The organism is Ferruginibacter albus, from assembly GCF_020042285.1.
Taxonomy (GTDB): Bacteria; Bacteroidota; Bacteroidia; order Chitinophagales; family Chitinophagaceae; genus Ferruginibacter; species Ferruginibacter albus.
This window is the reverse complement of record NZ_CP083388.1, coordinates 263,772-289,619: the sequence shown is the minus strand read 5'-3', so window position 1 is coordinate 289,619 and position 25,848 is coordinate 263,772. Positions and strand designations below refer to the sequence as shown.

The window sequence follows — 25,848 nt, the reverse complement described above, 5'->3', positions numbered from 1 at the left end:
AAAATGAAAAAACAAATTGTTGCAGCATCTTTTTTATGTATGCTGATAAACTGTTTCGCTTTTAGCAGCATTGCACAAGTAAAAAAAAGCTTTCCTGCAAAAAAACCGGTTGTTACAAAAAAAATAGCGGCTAAACCTATTGCTCCTAAAACACTTTCAAACGTACGTATAAAGATCACTACCGATTCAGGCATTATCGTTATTAAACTGAGCGACTCCACACCTAATCATCGCAATAATTTTGTAAAGCTGGTAAAACAAAAATTTTATGACAGCTTACTGTTTCATCGGGTAATTCCCAATTTCATGATTCAAGGCGGCGATCCTACCAGTAAAAATGCAGCACCCGGCGCATTTTTAGGAAATGGTGGCGATACAATGACGATGACTCCTGCAGAATTCAAACCTTATTTATTTCATAAACGCGGTGTACTGGCTGCTGCAAGAAATGGCGACAACGTAAATCCGATGAAATCCAGCAACGCTTGCCAGTTCTATATTGTAACGGGAAGAATATTTTCTAATGATGAATTGAATCAGTTTGAATTAAGAATGAACCGAAAATTCACGCCGGAAGAAAGAACTGCTTATACAACAATCGGCGGTGTTCCCTGGTTAGATCAGAACTATACAGTGTTTGGAGAAGTTGAATCAGGCATGGATGCAGTTGATAAAATTTCGGCTGCAGCAAAAGATGGTAATGATCGTCCTTTGACTGATATCAGGATGAAAATTGAAATTATAAAACCATAACTGCAATAAACTGAATAAAATTATTATTTTGCAGTATTGAATACACCTTTAAAATTTGAAAAACTGACTTGCTATGAATGCACCCGCAAACCTTCGCTACACTAAAGATCACGAATGGATCTCAATTGATGGAAACACAGCCACTATCGGAATTACCGATTTTGCACAAGGAGAATTAGGCGATATTGTTTTTGTAGATATTACCTCCAATGGAAAAACATTGGCAGCCGAAGAAATCTTCGGAACTATTGAAGCTGTTAAAACAGTAAGTGATTTGTTTTTGCCGATAGCCGGTACCGTTATAGAAATCAATCCTGCATTGGAATCGCAACCCGAATTAATAAACACAGACCCTTACGGAGAAGGCTGGATAATTAAAGTAACAACTTCTAATCCTGCAGATATCGAATCTTTATTAACCGCAGAAGCATACACTGCTTTAGTCAGCTAATTGATGCAAGATCTACGCAAACCTTCTTTCTTAAAATTTATACCGGGCATTATTTGGTTTGCTTTTGTATTGACATTGATTGCATTACCGGGAAAAGATATTCCGAAAACTTTCTTAGACGAACTGGACTTTGACAAAGTGGTTCATATGGGAGTTTTTGGCATGTTAACTACCCTGTTTTGCTGGCCGTTTAAGAATACTTCCATCTCCATCGAAAAAAGAAAAAAGTATTTTTTATACATTGCCATAGCCACCAGTATTTGGGGCTATTGTACCGAATTGATCCAAAAATTCTGGATCGTAGGAAGGACTTATGATCCCCTCGATTGGCTGGCAGACTCAATTGGCGCCGCCATTGGTTACTTCTTTAGCAAGAAAAGATATACAAAATCTTAATATTATAGGCTCATATGGCTTAATAGCTGTTAGCAAACTTGCAGCTTGGTTTAGTTTTCACTATTTTTGTAGATATATGCTGAATACAGAGAACATGGAGTACAACACCACACGGAACCATTTGATCATGAGAGAATATGGCCGTCATATCCAAAAGATGGTGGAATTTGTATTGTCTATTGAAGACGCCGAAAAAAGACAACGTAACGCACAAGCGTTAATTGAGTTAATGGGTTTTTTAAATCCTCATTTAAAAAATGTTGAAGACTTCCGTCATAAACTATGGGATCATTTGTTTTTGATAAGTGAATTTAAGTTGGATGTGGAAAGTCCTTACCCCATCCCAACTAAAGAAACCTTAAAAGCAAAACCTGAACGTTTACGCTATCCGAAAAGATATCCCCGTTATAATCATCTTGGGAAAAATATTGAAGTAGTAATTGATAAGGCATTGGATGAAGAAAATCCAGAAAAGCGTCAAGGCTTTGCCAATGCCATTGCTTATTACATGAAGCTTACATACAGCAACTGGCATAAAGAGCTGGTGCATGATGATAATATCCAAAGCGAGTTACATACTATTACTGAAGGACAATTAGAATTTAATAATCGTCCGTTTGTAAAACACCGCACCGACAACAGAAGCAGCGAAGACTACAGAAGTAATAATGGTGGCGGCTATCGCAAAAATTTTGGTGGAAGAGATAACAGAGACAACAATAGAAACAATAATAACGGTGGTGGCAGACGAGACAACAGAGGTGGTGGCGGACGTGATAATAACCGGAACAACAATAATAACCGCAACTTTAAAAAAAGATATTAAAAATCAAATAAGCATTTTAAAGCCCTGATATTTTTATTAATGTCAGGGTTTTATTTTAAACGCTTTTCAAAATCTTTCTTTGGGTAGGATTTTGAAAGACTAAAATTTTGAAGATTCTTTTTAATAATTAATATTTACAGCGCAAAATCTTTGCGCCTTGATCTTCTTAACGCTCTTTGCGTGAAATAAAAACAAAGCACAATTAAATTATTAAATAACGATGGGTTCATTTGAAGTAAAAGGCGGGAAAAAATTATCAGGTGAAATTATTCCTCAAGGCGCCAAAAACGAGGCGCTCCAAATCGTTTCAGCGGTATTGCTTACTCCTGAAAAAGTAACGATCAAAAATATTCCCGATATCATTGACGTGAATTTATTGATCGAGTTATTAGGAGAAATGAAAGTGAAGATCGAAAAAATAAACAGCAGCACGTACACTTTCCAGGCAGATGATGTAGATGTTGAATACTTACACAGCAAAGAGTATCATAAAAAAAGCGGAAGACTGAGAGGCTCTGTAATGCTTGCCGGTCCTATGTTATCTAGATTTAAAAAAGCATATATACCCAAACCCGGTGGTGATAAGATTGGAAGAAGAAGATTAGATACGCATATAATCGGCTTTCAAAAATTAGGCGCTTCTTTTGAATACAATAGTGATGATGGTTTTTTTCATTTGAACACTAAGGGCTTACAAGGCACTACAATGTTGCTGGATGAACCAAGTGTAACGGGAACGGCTAACCTGGTAATGGCAGCTGTAATGGCAAGCGGTATAACAGAGATCTATAATGCTGCCTGTGAGCCATACTTACAACAGCTTTGCGAAATGCTCAATCGCATGGGAGCAAAGATCAACGGTATCGGCAGTAATTTATTAAAGATCGAAGGTGTTGATTATTTAAAAGGAACCGAACATACCGTATTGCCCGACATGATCGAAGTAGGCAGCTTTATTGGTTTGGCAGCAATGACACAAAGCGATATCACCATTAAAGGTGCAGGCATTAAACATCTTGGCATTATTCCTGAAAAATTTCAGCAATTGGGTATCCAACTCAATTTTAAAGGAGATGACATTCATATTCCTGCGCAGGATATTTATGAGATTCATAAATTTATGGATGGCGGTGTGTTAACGATTTACGACCATCCTTGGCCGGGCTTTACTCCAGACCTGTTGAGTATTGTTTTAGTTACAGCGATACAAGCAAGGGGCAGCGTGTTGATACATCAAAAAATGTTTGAAAGCCGCTTGTTCTTTGTAGATAAATTAATTGAGATGGGCGCTCAAATCATTTTGTGTGATCCGCATCGTGCAGTGGTAATCGGATTGGAACGTAAACAACAGTTAAGAGGTATCACTATGAGCTCCCCTGATATTCGTGCGGGTGTTGCATTGTTAATTGCAGCGTTGAGTGCACAAGGAAAAAGCGTTATTCAAAATATTGAACAAATAGACAGAGGCTATCAAAACATAGATGAACGCTTAAGAAAATTAGGTGCCGAAATAATAAGAATTGATTAAAAGATATGTTGTATCAAAATAAAATAATAATCATTACAGCTCCATCGGGTGCAGGAAAAACGTCCATCACAAAATATTTGATGCAGACGTTTCCGCAATTGTCATTTTCTGTTTCAGCTGCTACACGTCAGGCAAGAGGCGAAGAAAAGAATGGTGTTGATTATTATTTTATGAGCCAGGAAGAATTTAAACATAAAATACAGCACGATGAATTCATAGAATGGGAAATGGTGTACGAAGGAAAATATTACGGCACGTTGAAATCAGAGATGCATCGCATTTGGAGTGAATCAAAAATCCCTGTGCTGGATATTGATGTGCAGGGAGCCATTCATGTGAAGCAGCAATTTCCTCAAACGTCTCTTACAATCTTTATTGAGCCGCCTTCTGTTGCGGAATTAAAAAAACGTTTGCAAAGCAGGGGGACAGAAAGCGAAGAGTCTTTGATGGCGAGAGTTAATAAAGCCTCTTATGAATTATCGTTTAAAGAACAGTTTGATGAAATAATATTGAATGATGATCTGACAAAGGCTTGTAACAAAGCCGAGCAAATTGTATCCAACTTTATTTCTATATAATTATTAAATTCGTATAACTTGTGATAATATGGACTGGACAGCACTTCTTTCAATCTTTCTTTCACTAATATTAATTGGATTTTTTTCCGGTATTGAGATCGCATTTGTGTCGGCTAATAAGCTTTCTATTGAATTAAAGAAAAAGCAAGGAACATTCAGCGGAAAAATATGGAGTGAATATGCCGATAATCCGGCAAAATTTATAGGAACCTCTTTAGTGGGTTTTAATGTTTTATTGGTAGCATACGGCTTATTGTGGAGCAGCTTTATGGAACCGCTTTGGGAACTCAAGTTCTGGCATAAAATAAATATCAGCAATACTTACATTCGCTTAATTGTTGAAACACTTTTATCAACCACCTTATTACTTTTTGTTGAATTTACATTCAAAGCTATTTTCCGTGCAAAGAATGAAAACATTATCAGCAGCAGCTTTCTAACGTATATTGTTCGATTCTTTTTTTCTTCTTTAGGGTGGCTGGCAATGTTTTTTGTTAGCATCGCCGAATGGATCTTGAAATATTTGTTTGATGTAAATCTTAAAAACAAAAAAGATGCATTTACAAAAATAGACCTGGAGCATTTTGTACAGCAAAGCAAAAATTATGATGAAGAAGAAAGTGCGGAGATAAATAAAGAGCTTTTTGAAAATGCGTTATCGCTTAGTGAAGTGAAAGTGCGTGAATGCTTAATTCCAAGAAAAGAAATTTACGGCATTGATATCACCACTTCTATAAAAGATGTGAAAGAAAAATTCATCAACAGTAAATTAAGCAAGCTGATCGTGTTTGATAAAAATATTGATACGATCTTAGGATATGTGCACCAGTTAGATCTTTTTAAAAATCCTTCTACCATTCAATCGATCTTATTGCCAATACCTGCTATACCGGAAAGTATGAGTGCTACGGATCTGATGAATAAATTTTCTAAGGAAAGAAAAAGTATTGCCTGGGTTATTGATGAGTTTGGCGGCACGGCAGGTATTGTAACCATGGAAGATATCTTAGAAGAGATCTTTGGTGATATCAGGGATGAATATGATACTGAAGATTTTGTAGAAAGACAATTATCTACTACTGATTTTATTTTCAGCGGAAGATTAGAACTGGACTACATTACAGAAAAATTTGGACTCGCCTTTCCGGAAGATGAAGAAGCGGAAACGCTCTCCGGTTATATCATTCAACACCACGAAGATATTCCCAAGCAAAAAGATAGGATCATCATCGGCAATTACGAATTTGATATTTTAAATGTAAGTGATACAAGAATTGAAACTGTGAAGTTGAGAGTGTTGAAATAACAATTTCAGATAAACGTCTACCTTTGCTTTCTCAATTCTAATAAATGTCCTCTTCCAATGTACTGATTATTGATGATGAAGAAAAGCTACGCAACCTTCTTGCACGTATCATTAAATTAGAAAATTTTACCGTTACAGAAACAGGCTCACTTAAATCGGGGTTAAAGATCTTGGAGAAAGATGAGATCGACATTGTATTGTGTGATGTAAAGCTTCCTGATGGCAATGGTGTTGATTTTGTAAAAGAAATAAAAACAAAATATCCTCACATAGAAATTATTTTATTGACTGCTTATGGTAATGTGCCCGATAGCGTACAAGCAATGAAGAACGGCGCTTTTGATTATATAATGAAGGGCGATGATAATGAAAAGATCATTCCTTTATTAAACCGGGCATTGGAAAAAGCGCAATTGCAAAAGAGAGTTAAGCAATTGGAAAAATTGGTAGGTTCCAAATATTCATTTGAATCTATTATCGGCAAATCAAAGCCCATACAGCAAGCCATTGAATTAGGCCGTAAAGTGGCAGTAACGGATACAACTGTTTTATTAACCGGCGAAACCGGCACCGGTAAAGAAGTTTTTGCGCAAGCTATTCATCATGCCAGCAACAGAAACGGCAAATCCTTTGTAGCAGTTAATTGCAGCGCTTTTAGTAAAGAGATTTTAGAAAGTGAAATTTTTGGGCATAAAGCCGGTGCATTTACAGGAGCTATAAAAGATAAAAAAGGATTGTTTGAAGAAGCCAATGAGGGCACAATCTTTTTAGATGAGATTGGCGAAATGCCGGTTGAATTACAAGCAAAACTATTGCGTGTGTTGGAAACAAGCGAGTTTATAAAAGTTGGTGACACCAAACCAACTAAAGTGAATGTGCGCATTGTCACTGCTACCAACCGAAGTTTGGAAGAAGAAATAAAGCAAAATCATTTTCGTTCAGATCTGTATTATCGCTTATCAGTTTTTCAGATTGAACTACCATCCTTACGGGAACGTGTGCCCGATATTCAGGCATTAACTGAATTTTTTATTGAACTGTTCTGCGCTAAAATCAATAAGCCTTTATTAAAATTCAGTAATGAATTTTTGGACACGTTAAAACAATATTCCTGGCCGGGTAATATCCGTGAATTGAAAAATGTAATTGAAAGGGCTTGTATCATTAGTAACGGAAATGAATTAACTGCAAATGATCTTCCTATCGAACTTCGCTTTAGTGCCCCTTCCCACTCCGATTCTACTCATTACAGTTTAAGTGATATTGAAAAAGCACACATACAAAAAATGCTGGCAGTAGCTGAAGGAAATAAAACCAAAGCTGCTAAATTGTTGGGCATCGGACTTACTACTTTATACGCCAAGATCAAAGAATACGATATTCAATAGCCTTTCCATTTTGGAAAAACCTTTCCATTTCTGCATGGTCCATATCATTCCAATAAATATATTATTTCTTTAAGATCAGTAACCTGTAAGGCTTTCATTACTCCTAACTTCCTGCGGAATAAATTTTGATACTTAAAGAGGTTACACCTAAAAGTTTAAAACAGTAACACGATTCTTGCCTGCAACGTTTTATAGCAACCAACCTAAACTTAAACTGTATGCAGACAAACCAATTAAAAAAGGTAACGGCCGCAGGGCTTTTAGTTACTTTAGGAATCATATTCGGTGATATCGGAACTTCGCCGCTATATGTGTTCAGCTCTATCATCGGCAATCGCCCAATCACAAAAGAATTGGTGTACGGCGGTATATCCTGCGTGTTCTGGACACTAACCTTACAAACAACTTTCAAATACATTTTATTAACGCTGCAGGCAGATAATCGCGGCGAAGGCGGCATCTTTTCTTTATACGCTTTGGTTTGGCGGTACCGCCACTGGCTTTACTTTCCGGCTATATTAGGCGCCGCTACTTTATTGGCAGACGGAATCATTACTCCACCTATTTCAGTTGCATCTGCAATTGAAGGATTAAACGGTGTGCATGGTTTGGAAAATATAATTGTACCCGGTAACGCACTTACTATTGGCATTGTCATCGGTATCATTACATTGCTTTTCTTCTTTCAACAATTTGGAACAAAAGTGGTGGGCAGTGCATTTGGTCCGATAATGTTTTTGTGGTTTAGCATGATAATGTTTTGGGGCATCATTCAAATTTTTCACTTCCCGAATATTCTTGCTGCATTCAATCCTTATTATGCAATTGAATTACTAGTAAAATATCCGAATGGTTTTTGGTTATTAGGCGCTGTGTTTTTATGTACTACCGGTGCCGAAGCACTGTACAGTGACCTCGGGCATTGCGGTAAAAAAAACATACAAGTCAGTTGGATATTTGTAAAAGTAGCATTGGTAGCAAATTATTTTGGTCAGGCTGCGTGGCTGTTACATAGCGGCAAAACAACGTTGGGTGGATTAAATCCTTTTTACGAAATAATGCCACATTGGTTTTTAATTCCGGCAATTGTTATTGCAACATTGGCAACTATTATTGCCAGCCAGGCATTGATAAGCGGATCGTTTACATTGATAAGCGAAGCTGTTAGCATGAATTTTTGGCCGCGTATCACAATTAAATATCCAACGGATGTACGCGGGCAAATTTATATTCCGAGCATTAACTGGATCTTATACGCAGGATGTGTTGGTATGATGTTATATTTTAAAGACTCCAACTCAATGGTAGTAGCTTATGGTTTTTCTATTACTGTTGCAATGATAATGACAACTACGCTGATGTTTTATTATATGAAGTTTGTAAAAAAATGGTCGCCGTTAATAATTGCATTGATATTGGTTATTTTTATTTCGGTAGAATCATCATTCTTTGTTGCCAATGTTGTAAAGCTGGCGAAACGCTGGCAGTTCCTTATTTTCGAAATATCGTTAGTGTTTACCATGTATGTTTGGTTCAAGGCAAGAAAGATATCCAATCGATTTTTACACTTTGAAAATTTTATGCAGCATTTTGATACGTTAAAAAAATTAAGCTTCGACACTTCTATTCCTAAATATGCAACACATCTCGTTTATCTCACAAAAGCAAACAATAAAAAAAATATTGAAAGCAGAATTATAGATTCCATTTTAAAGAAGCGCCCCAAGCGTGCCGATGTTTATTGGTTTGTACATATCAACCGCACCGATGAACCTTATACAATGGAATATACTGTTGACGAAATGGTGCCTGATAAAATTATACGTGTTGATTTTAACTTAGGCTTTCGTGTACAGCCAAGAGTTCATTTGTTTTTTAGAAAAGTATTGGAGGAAACGATGGACTATTACGATGTAAAAGGAGGTGCACGTTATGGATGTAGCAATACAAAAGAAATTTCTACAGATATACGGTATGTAATTATCGAGAAATTTTTATCGGTAGAAAATGAATTTTCTTCCAGGGAAGGTTTTATACTTCGCTCCTATTTTGCTATTAAAGAATTAGCTCAAAGTGATAAAAAAGCATTTGGTCTGGATATGAGTGATACTGAAATTGAAAACATACCAATGGTAATTGCACCGGCAACTAGTGTAAAATTGCAAAGGACTGAGTTATCGCAAGTACCCATGCATTATTAAGACAGCCCTTTCTAAAATGAAAAAACCTTTCCAAATTGGAAAGGTTTTTTGTTATAACTATTTAATTGTACAGCATATAAAAACTACTAAAACTCAATACCAATAAGGCTTTTCTCAATTATTAATTTTTCTCCGCTATCCCGGGCATAGCTTTGGCATTATATGTTTCAAAATTATTCACAATGAAAACATTAATTAATAAACACGGGCAAAAAGCTTGTATGGCTTTACTACTCACAATCATAGCTCAGGCAACATTTGCGGCAAGTGAAAATATGATCGCAACTGAATCAAATGGAGTAACGCAAACAGTAGTTCTCTTCTTGGTATTCGTCGCATGCATTCTGTTACCGCTTTTTACTCCTCGCAAAACTATTGGCAATAAATAATTTTCATCAACAAGTACAATCTTATGCTACCAATTATTTTATTCACAATAGCTATCATTTGCTTTATTCTATTTTTTAAAGCGATCGATTTTTTTGAAAATATTTAACCTCTATTGTTTGGAATAACTTTTACAACCATTAATTAAATAAACATGTTTATAGCACTTTTTATTCTTTCCATTGTGGTGTTTATATACCTCTTGTATGTTTTAATACGCCCTGAAAAGTTTTAATTTTTAAATAACCAAATAATGAATACAGAAATAACAGGTATAATCGTTTCATTCGTTCTTACTGTGCTGCTGGCATACCCGCTGGGAAAATACGTTGCAAAAGTATTTGGCGGAGAAAAAACATTTTTCGATTTTATGAAACCGGTTGAACGTTTCATTTATCGCATTTCGGGTATTAATCCTGCACAAGGAATGAATTGGAAAGAATTTTTAAAAGCTATGCTTTCCATAAATATGTTGTGGTTTGTATATGCTTTCTTCATGTTTTTGTTTCAATCACATTTGCCCTTAAATCCTGATGGAAACCCTGATATGACGCCGGATCTGAGTTTCAATACTGCTATCAGTTTCATTACAAATACAAACTGGCAAAATTATTCCGGAGAAACAGGGGTTACTTATTTAACGCAATTGTTTGTAATTACTTTCTTACAATTTTTAAGCGCTGCGACAGGCATCGCCTGTTTAGTAGGTTTGTTTAATGGGTTAAAAGAAAAGACCACAAATAATCTTGGCAATTTTTGGCATATTCTAACAGTTACCGTTACAAGAATATTATTACCCATTTGTATTGTAATTGCTCTATTGCTTGCATTTAATGGTACGCCTGCAAGCTATGATGGTAAAGATACCATTACAACAATGCAAGGTTATACAGTGCAAGTATCCCGCGGACCTGCTGCCGGTATGATCGCTATTAAACATTTAGGAACTAATGGTGGTGGCTGGTTCAACGCCAACTCTGCTCATCCATTAGAGAATCCCAATTACTTTACTAATATGTTGGAAATTATTGCACAGACACTCATACCCATTGCAATGATCTTCGCACTGGGCTTTTATCTTAAACGTAAAAAATTTGCGTATGTAATTTTTGGAGTGATGACAGTAGGCTTGTTATGCCTGGTAATACCTACAGTTATTTCTGAAATACACGGCAATCCTGAAATTGCTAAAATGGGCATTGCACAAGCGACTGGTGCTATGGAAGGTAAAGAAGTACGATTTGGTCCAGCTGCATCCGGCTACTGGAGCATTATTACAACAATTATTTCTACTGGCTCAGTAAACGGTATGCATGATAGTTATATGCCAGTATCGGGATTGATGCAAATGCTTGGTATGCTCGTGAATGGCTTTTATGGTGGTTGCGGAGTTGGCATACTTAATTATTTCATCTATATCATTATTGCAGTATTTATATCAGGGTTGATGGTTGGACGAACTCCTGAATTCATGGGGCATAAAGTAGAAGCCCGTGAAGTAAAAATTGCAGCGCTAGTCACTTTGTTATCTGCTTTTCTTATTAAAGGAGGCTTAGCTATTGCTTCTTATACTTTGCTTCATTATGGCAATGCTGATTGGGCATATAAACCTTCAGGGTGGCTTAACAACCCAAGCTACCATGGATTTTCGGAAATGATGTATGCGGTCACCTCTGCCAATGCCAATAACGGTAGTGCTTTTGCCGGGCTTACCGGTAACAATATTTTCTGGAATGTTTTGCTCGGCTTAATAATACTATTAGGAAGATTTCTTCCAATCATTGGCCCAATAGCAATTATTGGAATAATGGCTAAGAAAAAATATGTTCCCGAATCTGCGGGTACACTAAAAGTAGATTCTATCACTTTTGGAGCAATGACGTTTGGTGTAATTATTATTGTTACCGCCTTGTCTTATTTCCCTCCGTTGGTACTAGGTCCGATAGCAGAATATTTTGGAATAAAATAGTTGAATAAAGTAATGCAGTACAAGAGAGTGACACAACGATGTTGATTAAAGATTTAAAGTTGGTCACAAAATAAAAATATTAATTACTGATGCCGTATAAAGTTCATTATAAAAAAAGTAAAAAAAAGAACACAATGTCAAAGCACATAAACACAGGCAATAAATTATTCGAAGCTTCGCTGGTAAAAGATGCGCTAAAGCAATCATTTGTTAAGCTGAACCCACGAATAATGCTTCGTAATCCTGTAATGTTCACGGTAGAAATTGGAACAGCAATAATGTTAGCTGTTTGCATATGGATATTGGCCGGTGAAAGATCACAAGGAAATCTTGGTTATAATTTTGCCGTATTTCTTATTCTATTAGTAACTGTTTTGTTTGCCAATTTTGCAGAAGCGATTGCAGAAGCAAGAGGCAAAGCGCAGGCAGACAGCTTACGTAAAACAAGAGAAGAAACACCCGCTAAAAAAATATTTCCTGTAGGAGATATGCACGTAAATGAAGTTAAAATTGTTCCTTCTTCTCAACTACAAAAAGGAGATGTGTTTCTTTGTGAAGCGGGTGATACCATACCGATGGATGGTGAAATTATAAAAGGTATTGCCACTATTGATGAATCTGCTATCACCGGAGAATCTGCACCGGTAATACGGGAAGCGGGTGGCGACAAATCATCTGTTACCGGTGGTACAAAAGTTTTATCCGATAAAATACAGGTTCGTGTTACTACAGCACCCGGCGAAAGTTTTTTAGATAAGATGATCGCATTGGTAGAAGGTGCATCCCGTCAAAAAACGCCCAATGAAATTGCCTTAACAATTTTGCTGGCAAGCTTTACATTGATCTTCCTGATTGTTTGCGTAACATTAAAACCATTTTCTGATTATGCAAATACTCCCATCACAGTTGCAGCATTTGTGTCCTTATATGTTTGTTTAATTCCTACCACTATTGGTGGACTGTTAAGCGCTATTGGTATTGCAGGAATGGATAGAGCCTTGCGTGCAAACGTTATAACTAAAAGTGGCAAAGCCGTGGAAACAGCCGGTGACCTGGATACTTTATTATTAGATAAAACAGGAACAATTACAATTGGTAACAGAAAGGCAACTAATTTTTGGCCCGCTAATAATATTGCTGGAGAGATCTTTATAGAAGCATGTGTGTTATCTTCTTTAGCTGATCAAACACCGGAAGGAAAATCAATTATTGAATTAGGTAATGAGAGAGGCATCAAAGCTCCTTCTTTACAAACTGATAAAGTAAGATTCATTGAGTTTACTGCTGAAACAAGAAGCAGCGGTATTGACATGGGTGATATCCGCATACGTAAAGGAGCTTTTGATTCTATTAAAAAAATTGCAGCTGCAGCAGGAAATAGTTTTCCTTCAGAAACAGAAGAAAAAGTAAAAAGCATTGCGTCCAATGGTGGAACTCCGTTAGTTGTTAGCCAAAATGAAAAAATAGTAGGCGTTATTGAATTACAGGATATCATTAAACCCGGCATACAAGAGCGCTTTCAACGTTTACGTAAGATGGGCGTTAAAACAGTAATGGTAACCGGTGATAATCCTTTAACAGCAAAATTCATTGCAGAAAAAGCAGGTGTGGATGATTTTATTGCAGAGGCAAAGCCTGAAGACAAAATGAATTATATCAAAAAAGAACAACAAGGTGGTAAGCTGGTTGCGATGATGGGCGATGGCACTAATGATGCGCCTGCATTGGCACAAGCTGATGTTGGCGTTGCGATGAACAGCGGAACACAAGCAGCAAAAGAAGCAGGCAACATGGTTGACCTGGATAATGATCCAACTAAATTGATCGAGATCGTTGAAATAGGAAAACAATTATTAATGACAAGAGGAACATTAACTACTTTCTCCATTGCCAATGATGTGGCAAAATATTTCGCAATTGTTCCTGCATTGTTCATTGTTTCTATTCCGAGTTTACAGGCATTGAATATTATGTACTTGAAAAGTGCCGAAAGCGCTATACTATCCGCAGTAATTTTCAATGCGATCATCATTCCTATTCTTATTCCTTTAGCATTACGTGGCGTTGCGTATAGACCAATTGGCGCCAGTGCATTATTACGCAGAAATATTTTGATCTATGGTGTAGGCGGTATCATTGCGCCATTCATCGGGATCAAATTAATTGATATGGCATTAGGCCTGTTTATGTAAAGTTCTATTGAATAAAAAGATTAAAAAATAAGTTATGAAAAAATATTTGTTGCCCTCCTTAATGTTAACGCTTGTATTCATTGTTATATGTTCGGTACTATATCCGTTATTGATAGCAGGAATTGCAAAATTCGCTCCCGGTGCAGGTAAAGGAGAAACTGTAACAGTTAATGGAAAAGTAGTAGGCTATGCGAATGTTGGGCAAAAGTTTACAGAAGACAACTTTTTTTGGGGACGCCCTTCGGCTGTTGGTTATAATGCAGCGGGTTCAGCAGGCTCTAACAAAGGTCCTACCAATGCTGATTATTTAGCTACTGTTCAGGCTAATATAGATACTTTCCTGGTGCATAATCCAACTGTAAAAAAAGAAGATATTCCATCAGACTTAGTGACCAATTCGGGAAGCGGATTGGATCCCGACATCTCGCCTGAAGCAGCTTATGTGCAGGTAGACAGGATTGTCAGCACACGAAAAATTCCAAAAGAAAAGATCATCACTCTTATTCAATCAACAACAGCAAAGCCCTTGTTTAACAGTTTAGGTCCGGCACGTGTTAATGTACTGAAACTAAACGTGGGCTTAGCTGAATTAAAATAGTGTTTAGGTCCAGTTGGTTGCTGTACTGTAGACCAACCCTTCTCTCACAAAAGAGAGGGGTTTTTTCGCAAATGATTATTTTGACAGAAATTACAGTGAAGTAAATAATAACAATGCCTGATAAAGAACAAGACGCAGAACATTTCCTGGATCTTATCCGTCGTTCAAAACGCGGCAAGTTTAAAATATATATCGGCATGAGTGCCGGTGTTGGAAAAACGTATCGCATGTTGCAGGAAGCACATACACTATTACGAAATGGTGTCGATATTAAGATCGGGTATATTGAAACGCATAACAGGCAAGAAACACATGCATTAATAGAAGGGCTTCCTTTAATACCACGCAGAAAATTATTTTACAAAGGAAAAGAGTTGGATGAGTTGGATATGCAGGCGGTATTAAATCTTCACCCGGAAATTGTTATCATAGATGAGTTGGCGCATACTAATATTGAAGGAAGTAAAAATGAAAAACGCTGGCAAGATGTGATGGACATTTTAAATGCCGGCATTAATGTGATAAGTGCTGTAAACATTCAACACATAGAAAGCTTAAACGAAGAGATAAAAGACATTACAGGTATTAGTGTTGCTGAGCGAATTCCTGATATTGTATTAAGCGAAGCAGACGAAGTAGTGAACATTGACCTTACTGCAGATGAACTGGTAACAAGATTAAAGGAAGGTAAAATCTATACGAAAGATAAAATTGAAATTGCGTTAAAGAATTTTTTTGCGTCAGAAAAAATTCTTCAGCTGCGTGAGCTGGCATTAAAAGAAGTGGCATCGCAGGTTGAACGAAAGATAGAAACGGAAATACCCAGGCATTTAAAGGCTGAGCGCTTCCTGGCTTGTATCAGCAGTAATCATGAAATTGCAAAAAAAGTAATTCGTAAAACAGCAAGACTGGCTTCTTATTATAATTCAAGATGGTATTTATTATATGTGCAAACACCGAAAGAGCAAGGAGATAAAATTGGATTAGCTGCACAACGTCATTTAATAAATAATTTTAAGCTGGCAACGGAATTAGGCGCTGAAGTAATAAAAATAAAGAACAAGAATATTGCAAAAGCAATCTTTGAAGCAACGGCGCAAAAACAGATCAGCACTATTTGTATTGGAAAACCACACTTGAATTTGATGAACATTATTTTAAAAACCGCAGTGTTTAACCAGTTGCTGAATAAATTGGCAGCATCTGATATAGACATTGTAATATTGAGTTGACATGCGATTAAAAAACAAACTAAGGCTGGCGTTCGGTTTTCTGTTTTTAGTTATTCTGTGTTTTGGAATAGCGGGCATTTATTATATCACGCAGTTTAGTTCTGATGCTGATAAAATATTAAAGAATAATTACGAAACGCTGGTATATGATAATAACATGCTGAAAGTGCTGAATGATATATCAAAAGATTCATCTGCATTAAACACATTTGAAAATAATTTACAAAGGCAGGAAAAAAATGTAACGGAACAAGGTGAAGGAGAATTCACCAAACAATTGCGACAGAATTTTGAATCGCTTAAAAAAGACCCTTCAAACTTAAGTTACAGAAGCAACATTATCCAGGCTATACAAAGCATCAACAATATTAACCAGGTTGCCATCATGCGTAAGAACCATGCTACGCATGAGGATTCGCAGGAAGCAATTGTGTGGCTTACATCCATGTTTGTTATTCTTACATTGATAGCGTTTACATTGGTGGTAAATTTTCCGGGCGCTGTTGCAAATCCGATCAGGGCTCTATCAGAAGGTATAAAAGCAATCGCTCAAAAAAATTATCAAAAGCGCATTCACTTAGAACAGAAAGATGAGTTTGGCGATTTGGCAAATGCGTTTAATATAATGGCAGAAAAATTAGATGAATTTGAAAACAGCAATCTTGCCAAATTAAAATTTGAAAAGAAACGCATTGAAACCATCATCAATCAAATGAAAGACGGTATTGTTGGATTGGATGCAAAGAAAAATATTTTGTTTTTAAATGAAGTAGCCGCTAAAATATTAGGATTAAAAGAGGAACAGATCATTAATAAATATGCGCCTGATGTGGCTTTGCAAAATGACCTGATGCGTACTTTATTGCAGCAGCAAACCAACAAGAAAGAATTAAAGATCTATGCGGATAATAAAGAAAGCTATTTTAATAAAGACACTTTCAATGTATTGGACGGAGGAGAAATAATTGGACAGGTGATCGTATTGCGTAACATTACACCATTCCATGAATTGAATGAAGCAAAAACAAATTTTATTGCAACGGTTTCTCATGAATTGAAAACACCTATCTCTTCTATTAAGATGAGCGCTCAATTATTAAGTGATGATCGTATTGGTGCATTAAGTGATGAGCAAAAAGAATTGATCGGCAGTGTACGTGAAGATGCTGATCGTTTATTAAAAATTACCGGCGAACTATTAAATATGACACAGGTGGAAACCGGCAATATTCAGTTAAAGTTTCAACCTGTTTTTCCTGAAAAAATTTTAGAGCATGCCATACAGGCGATAAAGTTTCAATCGCAACAAAAAAGCATAGAGCTAAAAACAACTATCCAATCTGATCTTCCTGCAATTAATGTAGACGAAGAAAAAACCACCTGGGTGCTGATCAATTTTTTAACCAACGCCATTAAATATTCTTCCGAAAACTCAACCATTGAAATCAATCTTTATAAACAAACCGATGCTGTAGAGTTTGCAGTGAAAGATCATGGCAGAGGAATAGAAAAAAAATACCTGCCAAAAATATTTGATCGTTATTTTAAGGTTCCCGGCACGGGAGAAAAAAGCGGAACCGGTTTAGGCTTAGCCATTTCAAAAGAATTTATCGAAGCGCAGCATGGTATTATCTGGGTAAAGAGTGTAATAAACGAAGGAAGCACTTTCGGCTTTTCCATGATTGCATCAGGTAATAAATCCACTGCTATTTAAAATTAACAATTTCTTACTTTTTTAATCTCTTCGCCTGTAAGCATTACTATTACAGGCTTTTGCAATATTCCATCAAATTTATTATTGTAGTAGAAATTTTAGTTAACAGCTAATTAACTAAAGAAGCAAGCAAATTTGCCTCCCTGTTTTATACTACCACATAGAAAAACGTCGTTATACTCAATAATTGAAAACAATAATATGAACAAAGAAAAAACCACAGAAAGACTCCTTCAATTGATATCTGATAAATTGGGAGTAGATGCACATGCGCTTACTTTGAAAACATCTTTTAGCGATGATTTGGGAACAGACTCATTGGATGTTTATGAATTAATAATGGCTACAGAAAAAGAATTCGGCATAAAAATTAATGATGAAGATGCTGAAAAACTAACTACTGTAGGTTTATTAGCAGATTATATTAATAATTCATTAGGACATGTTGCTCCGGCAGCTAAACCAATTGTAGCCCCTGAAGTAAAAGAAGAATTAGCTTCTGCTACGCTTGATCCTGTTACCCAATTCAATTAATCTTTTTATTGATTGGGTTTTTCCACCTTGCTTAATATTCCTATTTTATGCAACAGGTTCCTGTGCGATCTGTCGTGTATCAATTTATGAACCATTGCATACAGTATCGGCAGTATTAATAATGTCAATATTGTTGACGTAACCAATCCACCAATTACCACAACTGCTAATGGTTTTTGTGTTTCACTTCCTATACCATGTGATATTGCCGCCGGCATCAAACCAATAGCCGCCATTAAAGCCGTCATAACTACCGGGCGTACACGAGACTTAACACCTTCGAAAATAGCAGTATCCAACGGCATCTTAGCTTCTATATTTTTCTTGAACACACTTATTAATATCACACCGTTTTGAATACACACACCAAACAAGGCAATAAAACCAATACCGGCACTAATGCTGAAATTTATTCCGGTAATATGCAATGCCAATATTCCTCCTATCAATGCAAACGGCACATTCAATATTGTAAGCAATGAATCTTTTACATTACCATAGGTAATAAACAAAATGATAAAGATGGCGAGTAAGCAAAGCGGCACTACTCTATTTAATGTATTGGTAGCACGTATCTGGTTTTCAAATTCACCATTCCATGTAGTAGTATATCCTTGCGGTAACTTAACTGCATCGGCTACTTTTTGCTGTGCTTCCGCAATAGTGCTTCCTAAATCTCTTTCACGAACAGAAAACTTAACCGCAATGTGACGCATGTTATTATCACGATAGATAAACGCAGGTCCGGTCAATGTTCTCACTGTTGCAATTTCACTAATTGGAACTTTAATGCCATCTTGTGTTGGCACCATCAATTGCTTGATCTTGTCTTCCGTATCTCTAAAATCTTTTGCATAACGAACACGAACATCAAAACGCTTTTCACCTTCATACAATTGAGTAGCAGCTTTACCACCAATCGCCATTTCAATCACTGCTTGTGCATCGGCAGTGCTTACACCATACAAGGCCATTTTTTGTTGATCCAATTCAATTCTAAATTCAGGCTGACCTAAATTTCTAAGTATACCCAGATCATCAACACCACGCACATTAGCCATTTGTTGTTTTACTTTCTCTGCCAAGGAATCAAGTGTATTAAAATCAGGCCCAAATATTTTTACTGCCATGGAGGCGTTTACACCGGCAACAGCTTCTTCTACATTATCACGTATCGGTTGCGAATAATTCAATACTACGCCAGGGATCTTTCTTAATTGTGTATCCATGCTATCGATCAGATCATCTTCTGTTAAGCCTTTACGCCATTGCTCTTCATCTTTTAGATCTACCTGTATTTGAATATTGAAAAAGCCTTTGGGATCGGTACCATCATTAGTTCTTCCCACCTGCGATAAGGTTTGCTCTACTTCCGGGAACTCATGCAATATCTGCACCATCTTATCTGAGATAACCATTGCCTGCGGTAATGAAGCGCTCATCGGTATTTCAGCCTCTACCCATAAAGCACCTTCATTCAGGTCCGGCAAAAATTCTGTTCCTAAAAATTTTGCAGAGAAGAACGTTACTGCCATTATTGATATAGCGATCAGCAAACTGATTTTAGGAAATTTATAAGCTCGCTTGAACAGAGCACTAACGCCATTTTCAAAGAACAGTACGACAGGATTGTGCTTCTCTCTTACATTCTTTTTTAATAAGATGCTTGATAATGCCGGCACTAACGTGAGTGTGAACAGCAAAGCACCTAACAACGCAAAACCTAATGTATACGCTAATGGCGAAAACATTTTTCCTTCTACTTTTTGGAAAGCGAATATGGGAACAAGACAAGTAAGAATGATTATTTTAGAGAAGAAGATGGCTTTACCCATTTCGGTTCCTACTTGTTTGAATAATCCAAGCTTTGCCAGCTTATTAAACTTCTCCATCCCTACTTCTTTTGCACGATGATCCAACGCAACAAACAACCCTTCCACCATTACCACAGCGCCATCTATGATAATACCAAAGTCAACAGCACCCATACTCAAAAGGTTTGCCGTCATTCCTTTCAGGCGCATACAGATAAATGCAAACAATAAGGATAAAGGAATGATAATGCTAACGGTGACCGTTGTACGCCAATCAGCCATGAACAATAATACAATTACCGTTACGAGTATGATGCCTTCCAATAAATTATGAATAACTGTATGCTGTGCATAATGCATTAGCTCCGTGCGATCGTAGAAAGTATTGATCTTTACATCGGCAGGTAGCACTTTATCATTTAAAAACTTAACCTTGTCTTCTATTAATTTTAATACCTCACTGGGGTTTTCTCCTTTCCGCATTACTATAATTCCTTCTACCACGTCCTCATCATTATCTCTTGAAACCTGCCCCAGTCTTGGTTTTCCTGTTTCATTTACACTGGCAACATTCTTGACCAAAATAGGAACACCATTTATTTTAGTAACAATTACGTTCTCAACTTCTTCCTTATTATCCAATAATCCAATACCCCTTACCACATAGGCCTGCCCATTACGTTCAATCACATCGCCACCAACGTTCACATTGCTCTTTGCTACAGCATTATAAACATCCAGCGATGATAAACCATACTTAATTAAGTAATCAGGATTAACACTTATCTCGTAACATTTTTCTTCGCCTCCAAAACTATTTACATCTGCAACACCGGGCACTTGTTTAAATTGTTTATCCAGCACCCAATCCTGTATAGTATATAAATCACGAACAGATTTGGTTTTGCTGCTTAATGTGTATCGATAAATTTCTCCCGTGGGACCATAAGGTGGTTCAACTTCCGGCTTTACGCCATCAGGAAGGTCTGCATTACCTAAACGACTAATTACCTGTTGCCGTGCAAACGCATCATCTACATCATCATCAAAAATAATGCGGATGTAACAAAGCCCAAATGCAGACGTGCTGCGAAGGTTCACTTTCTTCTGAACACTATTCAGCGTTGTTTCCAGTGGAATAGAAATAAATTTTTCCACCTCTTCAGCACTACGACCGGGCCATTGTGCAATAATAATTATCTGCGTATTGGTAACATCAGGAAATGTTTCAATAGGCGTATTTTTATAACTAACAAAGCCGATCACTCCCAACACTGCTGTTAAAAAGAAAACCAGGTAGCGGTGGCGTAATGAAAAGTGAATAATATTTTTTATAAGCTTAACCATAAATGTTATTGCTGTTCTATTTTAATTATATTAAGTCAATCGTGAATGGTCAACCGTGAAAATTTGTTTGTGAATAATATCTCTAAAAGATTTCACTATTCAAGATTGCCCATTCACCAAACTAATCTGTAAACTCCTGGAATAATTGAAGTGCTTGCCGGGTTATTATTTTTTGTCCAACCGTCAACCCATCTTTAATGTATAACCTGTCGCCGACCACTTTTAAAACATCAATTTGTGCAACTTTTAAATCACAATCGCTATTATAAACAACCACATACGTTTTGCCATAAGACTCGACCTGGGCTGACTTTGGAATGCATATAGCACTTACTCCTTCTGTGTTATCGATCTTAACCGTAGTAAACATTTCAGGCTTTAATTGCAAACCATCATTTGGCAATTTAATACGGACACGAAGTGTTTTGTTATTCGGATCAAGCACTTCACTTATCTGATCAACAGTGCCATTAAATACTTTATCAGGATAAGCCAATGTTGTAATGGATGCATGATATCCTTGCTTTACTTTTGGAATATCGGCTTCAAATACATTCGCATAAACCCACACTTCTTTCAAATCAGAAATAGTGAAAAGATTATTTCCCATATCCTGTCGTATAAAGCTTCCTGCATTTACATTCTTTTCAACAATATAACCATCTGTTGGAGCAACAATATTATACAAGCCACCTGCTTTCGTCTGTCCGCCGCCGTTAATATTGATAGCAGCATTTATTTTTTCTTTTGCTGCCAATGCTTTTTGATAATCCTGTTTTGCTTCTTCATATTCACGTTGACTGGCAATACCATTCTTGTACAATGACTCTTCGTTATCCAATTGGCTTTTAGCAATTGCCAGGTCGGCATCAGCATTGTTCAAATCACTGTAATTACCCGCTACATCGGCACTTTTCATTACAGCTAACACTTGTCCTTTCTGCACTTTATCACCCATAGATACTTTTACTTCCAACACTTGTCCGCTGCTGTTTGGAAATATTTTTACTACCTGGTTTTCATTAAAACTCACTTCCCCGGTTAATTGTAACTCGTCTTCCACATTGCAGGTTTTCACCGTATCAATGGTGATCATTTGTTTAAATGTATCGCTCAAACAAAATTGTTGTTTGACAGGCGCTTCCGTTTTCTTTTCACTGCACGAAAAAAGCATTGCTGTTAATGCAATTGCAGATAATGTAAAGGATAATTTCATCTTTATAAATACTATTAATTGTCTTTAATTAAATCTGTACCTACCGCATAGTTTAGATCTTCTGCGGCTTTCAATAAGCTGTTGTGTTGGTCAACCAATTTTAATTTGGTGTCTTTGTAGGCGTCTATAAAATCTATAAATTCCAATAAACTTAATTGGCGTTGCTGATAGCTTTTCAGCATGTTTTGAAACAATGCATCGTATTGATCTGAAAAAGAAAGCTGTTGAAGATTGTTGATGCTTTGAAAATACCTTAATTTATCAGCGGCAGTTGTTACATCATTCTGTGCTTTAAACTGTGTTTGATCACTTACCGCTTTTTGTTGTAGAATGCTTGCCTGTGCAGATTTTATATTTCCCTGGTTACGATTAAAAATATTTATCGGCAATGAAATAGCCAACCCAAAGTAATTAGGCGCATAGCTATTACGCTGATCAAACTCTGTACCTACTGTAACATCTGCTTTTGCCAGTGCTTTTTGATAGATCAAATTATGATTTTGAAAATCAAGTTGTGATTGTGCGATCTTAATATCGGTTCTGTTTGCCAATGCCAGTTTCATTAAGCTGTCATTATCAGGAATGGAAGCTTTAATAATATCCGGTAATTGATAATCAAAAGAAGGCTTTATAAATTTACCATCGGTATTTTGTAGCAGTAATTTTATTTCAGCCTGGATAGGTAATAGCTGGCTTTCTACATTTACCAATTCATTTTGTAAACCAAACAACAATGCTTTAATGCGCATGTTTTCCTTTACAGAAATGTTACCCGCTTTCAATAATTCATCCATGCCCGCAGAAAGCTTTTGCACTTCTGCGATCTCTGCATCATACACCGCTTTTATCCTGAGTAAGTGATGCGTTTCATGCAGATCACTTCTTAATGCATAACGCAATGTTCTTACCAGGTCATCAAATTGTGCTTCAGAGATTTTGGTATTATCCGTTGCTAATTGAGCCGCTTTGTTACGCTTACCTGCTGTGCGTATCAATTCCTGTAATTGCACATACACCTGACCGTTATCTGCATCATGACGGAAAAATTTTCCATCATAAATATTCTGATCAGTATTTAAAACAGGATTATCCCAGAGCTTTGCCTGGCGTATCAATGCCTTGTTGGCGTCAATATTATATTTAGCTGCCAATAAAAAAAGATTCTTTTGTAAAAAGATCTTTTCTGCATCGGCAACAGATATAGTAGTAGTATCAGCTTGTGCTAAACTTTTTTGGGTAAGAACGGATAACGTAATCGTAAATACAAAAAATACCTTTCGCATCGGGATAAATAAAAAATGTGGACGCAAAGCTATTATGCGTTGAGTTAAGTAGTTATTAAAAGATGTTATCTCGTTGTTAAGTGTGTTCATTACTTTTGCAAACGTGATAATAGTAATAAACATAAAAGACATTGACAAAGAAAATAGTGTGGCAAAAAAAGCTTTCATTAACGAATGTTTTACAAGAATTGCAACTAAACATTCTGCACATCAATTCATGTTTGTTGCAGATGAAGAATTTGATACAAATTCACTGCCTAAAAACTGTTCATCTCTTATTATCGGCAAGCCTGGCAACAACAATCTTTTATGGCAGCTTTGGTATAATTATAAACTTACAATAAAAGTTAGAAAAATAAAAGCATCAGTTTTAATTAATACAAACGGGTTATGTTCATTGCGAAGCAAAACGCCACAATTGTTATTGGTAAATGACCTGGCATTTCTGCACTATCCGAAATTGTTACAAAAGAAAGTTGCTGCATTTTATAAAAAATTTGCTGCGCCATCTTACATTAAAGCAAATAACATTGTTGGCATTTCTCAATCCATAACAAAAACTTTATTAGAGAAATACAAGGTTGATGAAAGCAAAATGAGCATTGTCTCTTTTGGGCTAAATGATCTATATCAGTCGATCGATTTTAATGAAAGAGAATCAATAAAAGAAAAATATGCAGAAGGCAAAGAATATTTTTTATACGCCGGTTCTCTAAGCAGCATTCATAATTTATTTACATTATTAAAAGCATTTTCTTTTTTCAAGAAACGGCAAAAAAGCAATATGCAATTACTAATTGCAGCAACTAATTCCAATAATGAGTTTGATGAATTGCTGAAAACATATAAATACCGAAACGATGTAAAAGTTTTGCCTGCGATCGCTGAAAATGAATTGGCAAAAATCATTGCAGCAGCTTATACATATATAACGGTATCGTTGTATAATGATTTTGATATGTATTTGGCAGCTGCATTAAAATGCAATGTTCCTGTTATTGCATCAGATATAGAAGCTTTTGGCGAAACATGCGATGGAGCGGCTTTATATGTTGATAATTCCAACCATGAAGACATTGCAGATAAAATGATGTTGCTATTTAAAGATGAGAACAAACGGAATGAGCTGATTGAAAAGTCCCGCCATCAATGGCAGCAGTTTAATTGGGATAAGTCTGCAGAGCTATTATGGCAGGCAATTTTAGAAACAGTATAGCTTATCTTTGCATCCTCAAAAAAAGAATATGAATCAATCCAGCATTAAAATAGATGTGTTGCTCGACCCGAACAAAATTCCGGAACAAATAAGCTGGAGTGCATCGGGCTCAACGGCAGAAGAAGCACAGAAAGCAAAAGCTATGTGCATTGCATTTTGGGATGGCATAGATAAAACTGCTATGCGGATCGACCTTTGGACAAAAGACATGATGGTAGATGAAATGGCTGATTTTTATTATCAAATGATGATGACAATGGCAGATACATTTAAAAGAGCCACACAGCAGGAAGAATTGACACAAGACATGAAAACATTTGCAAAGAATTTCTTCGATAAATTCAGAGCATTACAAATAAAAGAACAGAAATAGTTCTAAGTTTAAACCTTCAAAATTATAAGACATGAGTTTAGAACAACAAATAATGGCAGAAATGAAAGACGCCATGAAAAGCAAGAATGAAGCAGTTTTACGCGGATTAAGAGCGATTAAAGCTGAAATAATAAAAGCAAAAACAGAACCCGGCGCCGGAGGAGAGATCAATGAAGAAGTAGAACAAAAGTTTTTACAAAAAATGATGAAACAGCGTAAAGATTCATTAGAGATTTTTGAAAAACAAGGTAGGGCTGATCTGGCAGAAAAAGAAAAAGAAGAAATTGCTGTAATAGAAAAATTTTTACCAAAGCAATTGAGCGAAGCTGAATTAAAAGAAGCGCTTACTGCCATCATTGCTGAAACAGGTGCATCCTCAGTTGCTGATCTAGGTAAGGTAATGGGCGTTGCCAGCAAACAATTGGCAGGCAAAGCAGATGGAAAAGCTATCAGCGCTGCGGTGAAAGAGTTGCTTACAAAATAACAAAACGTAAGACGTCAAACGTGAAATTGATTTTTATGTTTGAGACCTCATGATGCTCACGC

Annotated in this window: 23 protein-coding genes; 20 read left to right on the top strand and 3 right to left on the bottom strand. The window is 36.4% G+C overall.

Annotation, left to right across the window (positions count from 1 at the left end):
- Nucleotides 1–3 precede the first annotated feature (3 nt).
- From K9M53_RS01285 to acpP, 17 genes are all read left to right on the top strand, one after another.
- Entirely contained in the window at nucleotides 4–753 is a 750-nt protein-coding gene (locus K9M53_RS01285; protein WP_224017239.1) for a peptidylprolyl isomerase, read from the top strand.
- A 73-nt stretch (nucleotides 754–826) separates the two neighbouring features.
- A complete protein-coding gene (gene gcvH / locus K9M53_RS01280) occupies nucleotides 827–1,204 on the top strand; it encodes a glycine cleavage system protein GcvH (protein ID WP_224017237.1) in 378 nt (125 codons plus the stop codon).
- Nucleotides 1,205–1,207: 3 nt separating this feature from the next.
- Nucleotides 1,208–1,600, top strand: coding sequence for a VanZ family protein (locus K9M53_RS01275; protein ID WP_224017235.1), 393 nt, complete (start codon nucleotides 1,208–1,210; stop codon nucleotides 1,598–1,600).
- Between the two features lie 94 nt (nucleotides 1,601–1,694).
- The gene (locus K9M53_RS01270; protein WP_224017233.1) at nucleotides 1,695–2,426 is read left to right on the top strand and encodes a DUF4290 domain-containing protein; all 732 of its coding nucleotides are present in this window, start codon (nucleotides 1,695–1,697) and stop codon (nucleotides 2,424–2,426) included.
- Nucleotides 2,427–2,646: 220 nt separating this feature from the next.
- Nucleotides 2,647–3,954 (top strand): UDP-N-acetylglucosamine 1-carboxyvinyltransferase, encoded by a 1,308-nt coding sequence (gene murA / locus K9M53_RS01265; RefSeq protein ID WP_224017231.1) that lies wholly within the window; start codon nucleotides 2,647–2,649, stop codon nucleotides 3,952–3,954.
- Between the two features lie 5 nt (nucleotides 3,955–3,959).
- Nucleotides 3,960–4,532, top strand: coding sequence for a guanylate kinase (gene gmk, locus K9M53_RS01260; RefSeq protein ID WP_224017229.1), 573 nt, complete (start codon nucleotides 3,960–3,962; stop codon nucleotides 4,530–4,532).
- Between the two features lie 28 nt (nucleotides 4,533–4,560).
- The gene (locus K9M53_RS01255; RefSeq protein WP_224017227.1) at nucleotides 4,561–5,838 is read left to right on the top strand and encodes a hemolysin family protein; all 1,278 of its coding nucleotides are present in this window, start codon (nucleotides 4,561–4,563) and stop codon (nucleotides 5,836–5,838) included.
- Nucleotides 5,839–5,882: 44 nt separating this feature from the next.
- Nucleotides 5,883–7,226 carry a sigma-54-dependent transcriptional regulator gene (locus tag K9M53_RS01250; RefSeq protein WP_224017225.1) on the top strand — a complete coding sequence of 448 codons (1,344 nt, stop codon included), beginning with the start codon at nucleotides 5,883–5,885 and terminating at the stop codon, nucleotides 7,224–7,226.
- Nucleotides 7,227–7,444: 218 nt separating this feature from the next.
- Nucleotides 7,445–9,427: a KUP/HAK/KT family potassium transporter gene (locus K9M53_RS01245; protein WP_224017223.1), complete on the top strand. Its 1,983-nt coding sequence runs from the start codon at nucleotides 7,445–7,447 to the stop codon at nucleotides 9,425–9,427.
- Between the two features lie 182 nt (nucleotides 9,428–9,609).
- Nucleotides 9,610–9,816 (top strand): hypothetical protein, encoded by a 207-nt coding sequence (locus tag K9M53_RS01240; RefSeq protein ID WP_224017221.1) that lies wholly within the window; start codon nucleotides 9,610–9,612, stop codon nucleotides 9,814–9,816.
- Between the two features lie 152 nt (nucleotides 9,817–9,968).
- On the top strand, nucleotides 9,969–10,049 hold the full coding sequence (gene kdpF / locus K9M53_RS01235; protein ID WP_224019165.1) for a K(+)-transporting ATPase subunit F: 81 nt from the start codon (nucleotides 9,969–9,971) through the stop codon (nucleotides 10,047–10,049).
- An 18-nt stretch (nucleotides 10,050–10,067) separates the two neighbouring features.
- On the top strand, nucleotides 10,068–11,783 hold the full coding sequence (gene kdpA, locus K9M53_RS01230) for a potassium-transporting ATPase subunit KdpA (RefSeq protein WP_224017219.1): 1,716 nt from the start codon (nucleotides 10,068–10,070) through the stop codon (nucleotides 11,781–11,783).
- A gap of 134 nt (nucleotides 11,784–11,917) precedes the next feature.
- Entirely contained in the window at nucleotides 11,918–13,975 is a 2,058-nt protein-coding gene (gene kdpB / locus K9M53_RS01225; RefSeq protein ID WP_224017217.1) for a potassium-transporting ATPase subunit KdpB, read from the top strand.
- A gap of 34 nt (nucleotides 13,976–14,009) precedes the next feature.
- Nucleotides 14,010–14,573, top strand: coding sequence for a K(+)-transporting ATPase subunit C (locus K9M53_RS01220; protein ID WP_224017215.1), 564 nt, complete (start codon nucleotides 14,010–14,012; stop codon nucleotides 14,571–14,573).
- A gap of 113 nt (nucleotides 14,574–14,686) precedes the next feature.
- Nucleotides 14,687–15,805, top strand: coding sequence for a sensor protein KdpD (locus tag K9M53_RS01215; protein ID WP_224017214.1), 1,119 nt, complete (start codon nucleotides 14,687–14,689; stop codon nucleotides 15,803–15,805).
- 1 nt (nucleotide 15,806) lies between these two features.
- Complete coding sequence (locus K9M53_RS01210) at nucleotides 15,807–17,519, top strand: HAMP domain-containing sensor histidine kinase (RefSeq protein ID WP_224017212.1); 1,713 nt, start codon at nucleotides 15,807–15,809, stop codon at nucleotides 17,517–17,519.
- A 201-nt stretch (nucleotides 17,520–17,720) separates the two neighbouring features.
- On the top strand, nucleotides 17,721–18,053 hold the full coding sequence (gene acpP / locus K9M53_RS01205; RefSeq protein ID WP_390687165.1) for an acyl carrier protein: 333 nt from the start codon (nucleotides 17,721–17,723) through the stop codon (nucleotides 18,051–18,053).
- A 5-nt stretch (nucleotides 18,054–18,058) separates the two neighbouring features.
- Here the strand turns inward: acpP and K9M53_RS01200 are convergent, their stop codons facing one another.
- From K9M53_RS01200 to K9M53_RS01190, 3 genes are all read right to left on the bottom strand, one after another.
- The gene (locus K9M53_RS01200; protein WP_224017210.1) at nucleotides 18,059–21,214 is read right to left on the bottom strand and encodes an efflux RND transporter permease subunit; all 3,156 of its coding nucleotides are present in this window, start codon (nucleotides 21,212–21,214) and stop codon (nucleotides 18,059–18,061) included.
- A 121-nt stretch (nucleotides 21,215–21,335) separates the two neighbouring features.
- Entirely contained in the window at nucleotides 21,336–22,430 is a 1,095-nt protein-coding gene (locus K9M53_RS01195; protein WP_224017208.1) for an efflux RND transporter periplasmic adaptor subunit, read from the bottom strand.
- 14 nt (nucleotides 22,431–22,444) lie between these two features.
- Nucleotides 22,445–23,881 carry a TolC family protein gene (locus tag K9M53_RS01190; protein WP_224017207.1) on the bottom strand — a complete coding sequence of 479 codons (1,437 nt, stop codon included), beginning with the start codon at nucleotides 23,879–23,881 and terminating at the stop codon, nucleotides 22,445–22,447.
- Here K9M53_RS01190 and K9M53_RS01185 point away from each other — a divergent pair.
- Genes K9M53_RS01185 through K9M53_RS01175 form a run of 3 tightly spaced genes read left to right on the top strand, consistent with a single transcriptional unit; the run spans nucleotide 23,862 to nucleotide 25,786 of the window.
- A complete protein-coding gene (locus K9M53_RS01185; protein WP_224017204.1) occupies nucleotides 23,862–24,929 on the top strand; it encodes a glycosyltransferase in 1,068 nt (355 codons plus the stop codon). The two genes, K9M53_RS01190 and K9M53_RS01185, sit on opposite strands and share 20 nt — an antisense overlap.
- 28 nt (nucleotides 24,930–24,957) lie before the next feature.
- On the top strand, nucleotides 24,958–25,302 hold the full coding sequence (gldC, locus tag K9M53_RS01180) for a gliding motility protein GldC (protein ID WP_224017202.1): 345 nt from the start codon (nucleotides 24,958–24,960) through the stop codon (nucleotides 25,300–25,302).
- Nucleotides 25,303–25,333: 31 nt separating this feature from the next.
- Nucleotides 25,334–25,786 (top strand): GatB/YqeY domain-containing protein, encoded by a 453-nt coding sequence (locus tag K9M53_RS01175; RefSeq protein ID WP_224017200.1) that lies wholly within the window; start codon nucleotides 25,334–25,336, stop codon nucleotides 25,784–25,786.
- Nucleotides 25,787–25,848 lie beyond the last annotated feature (62 nt).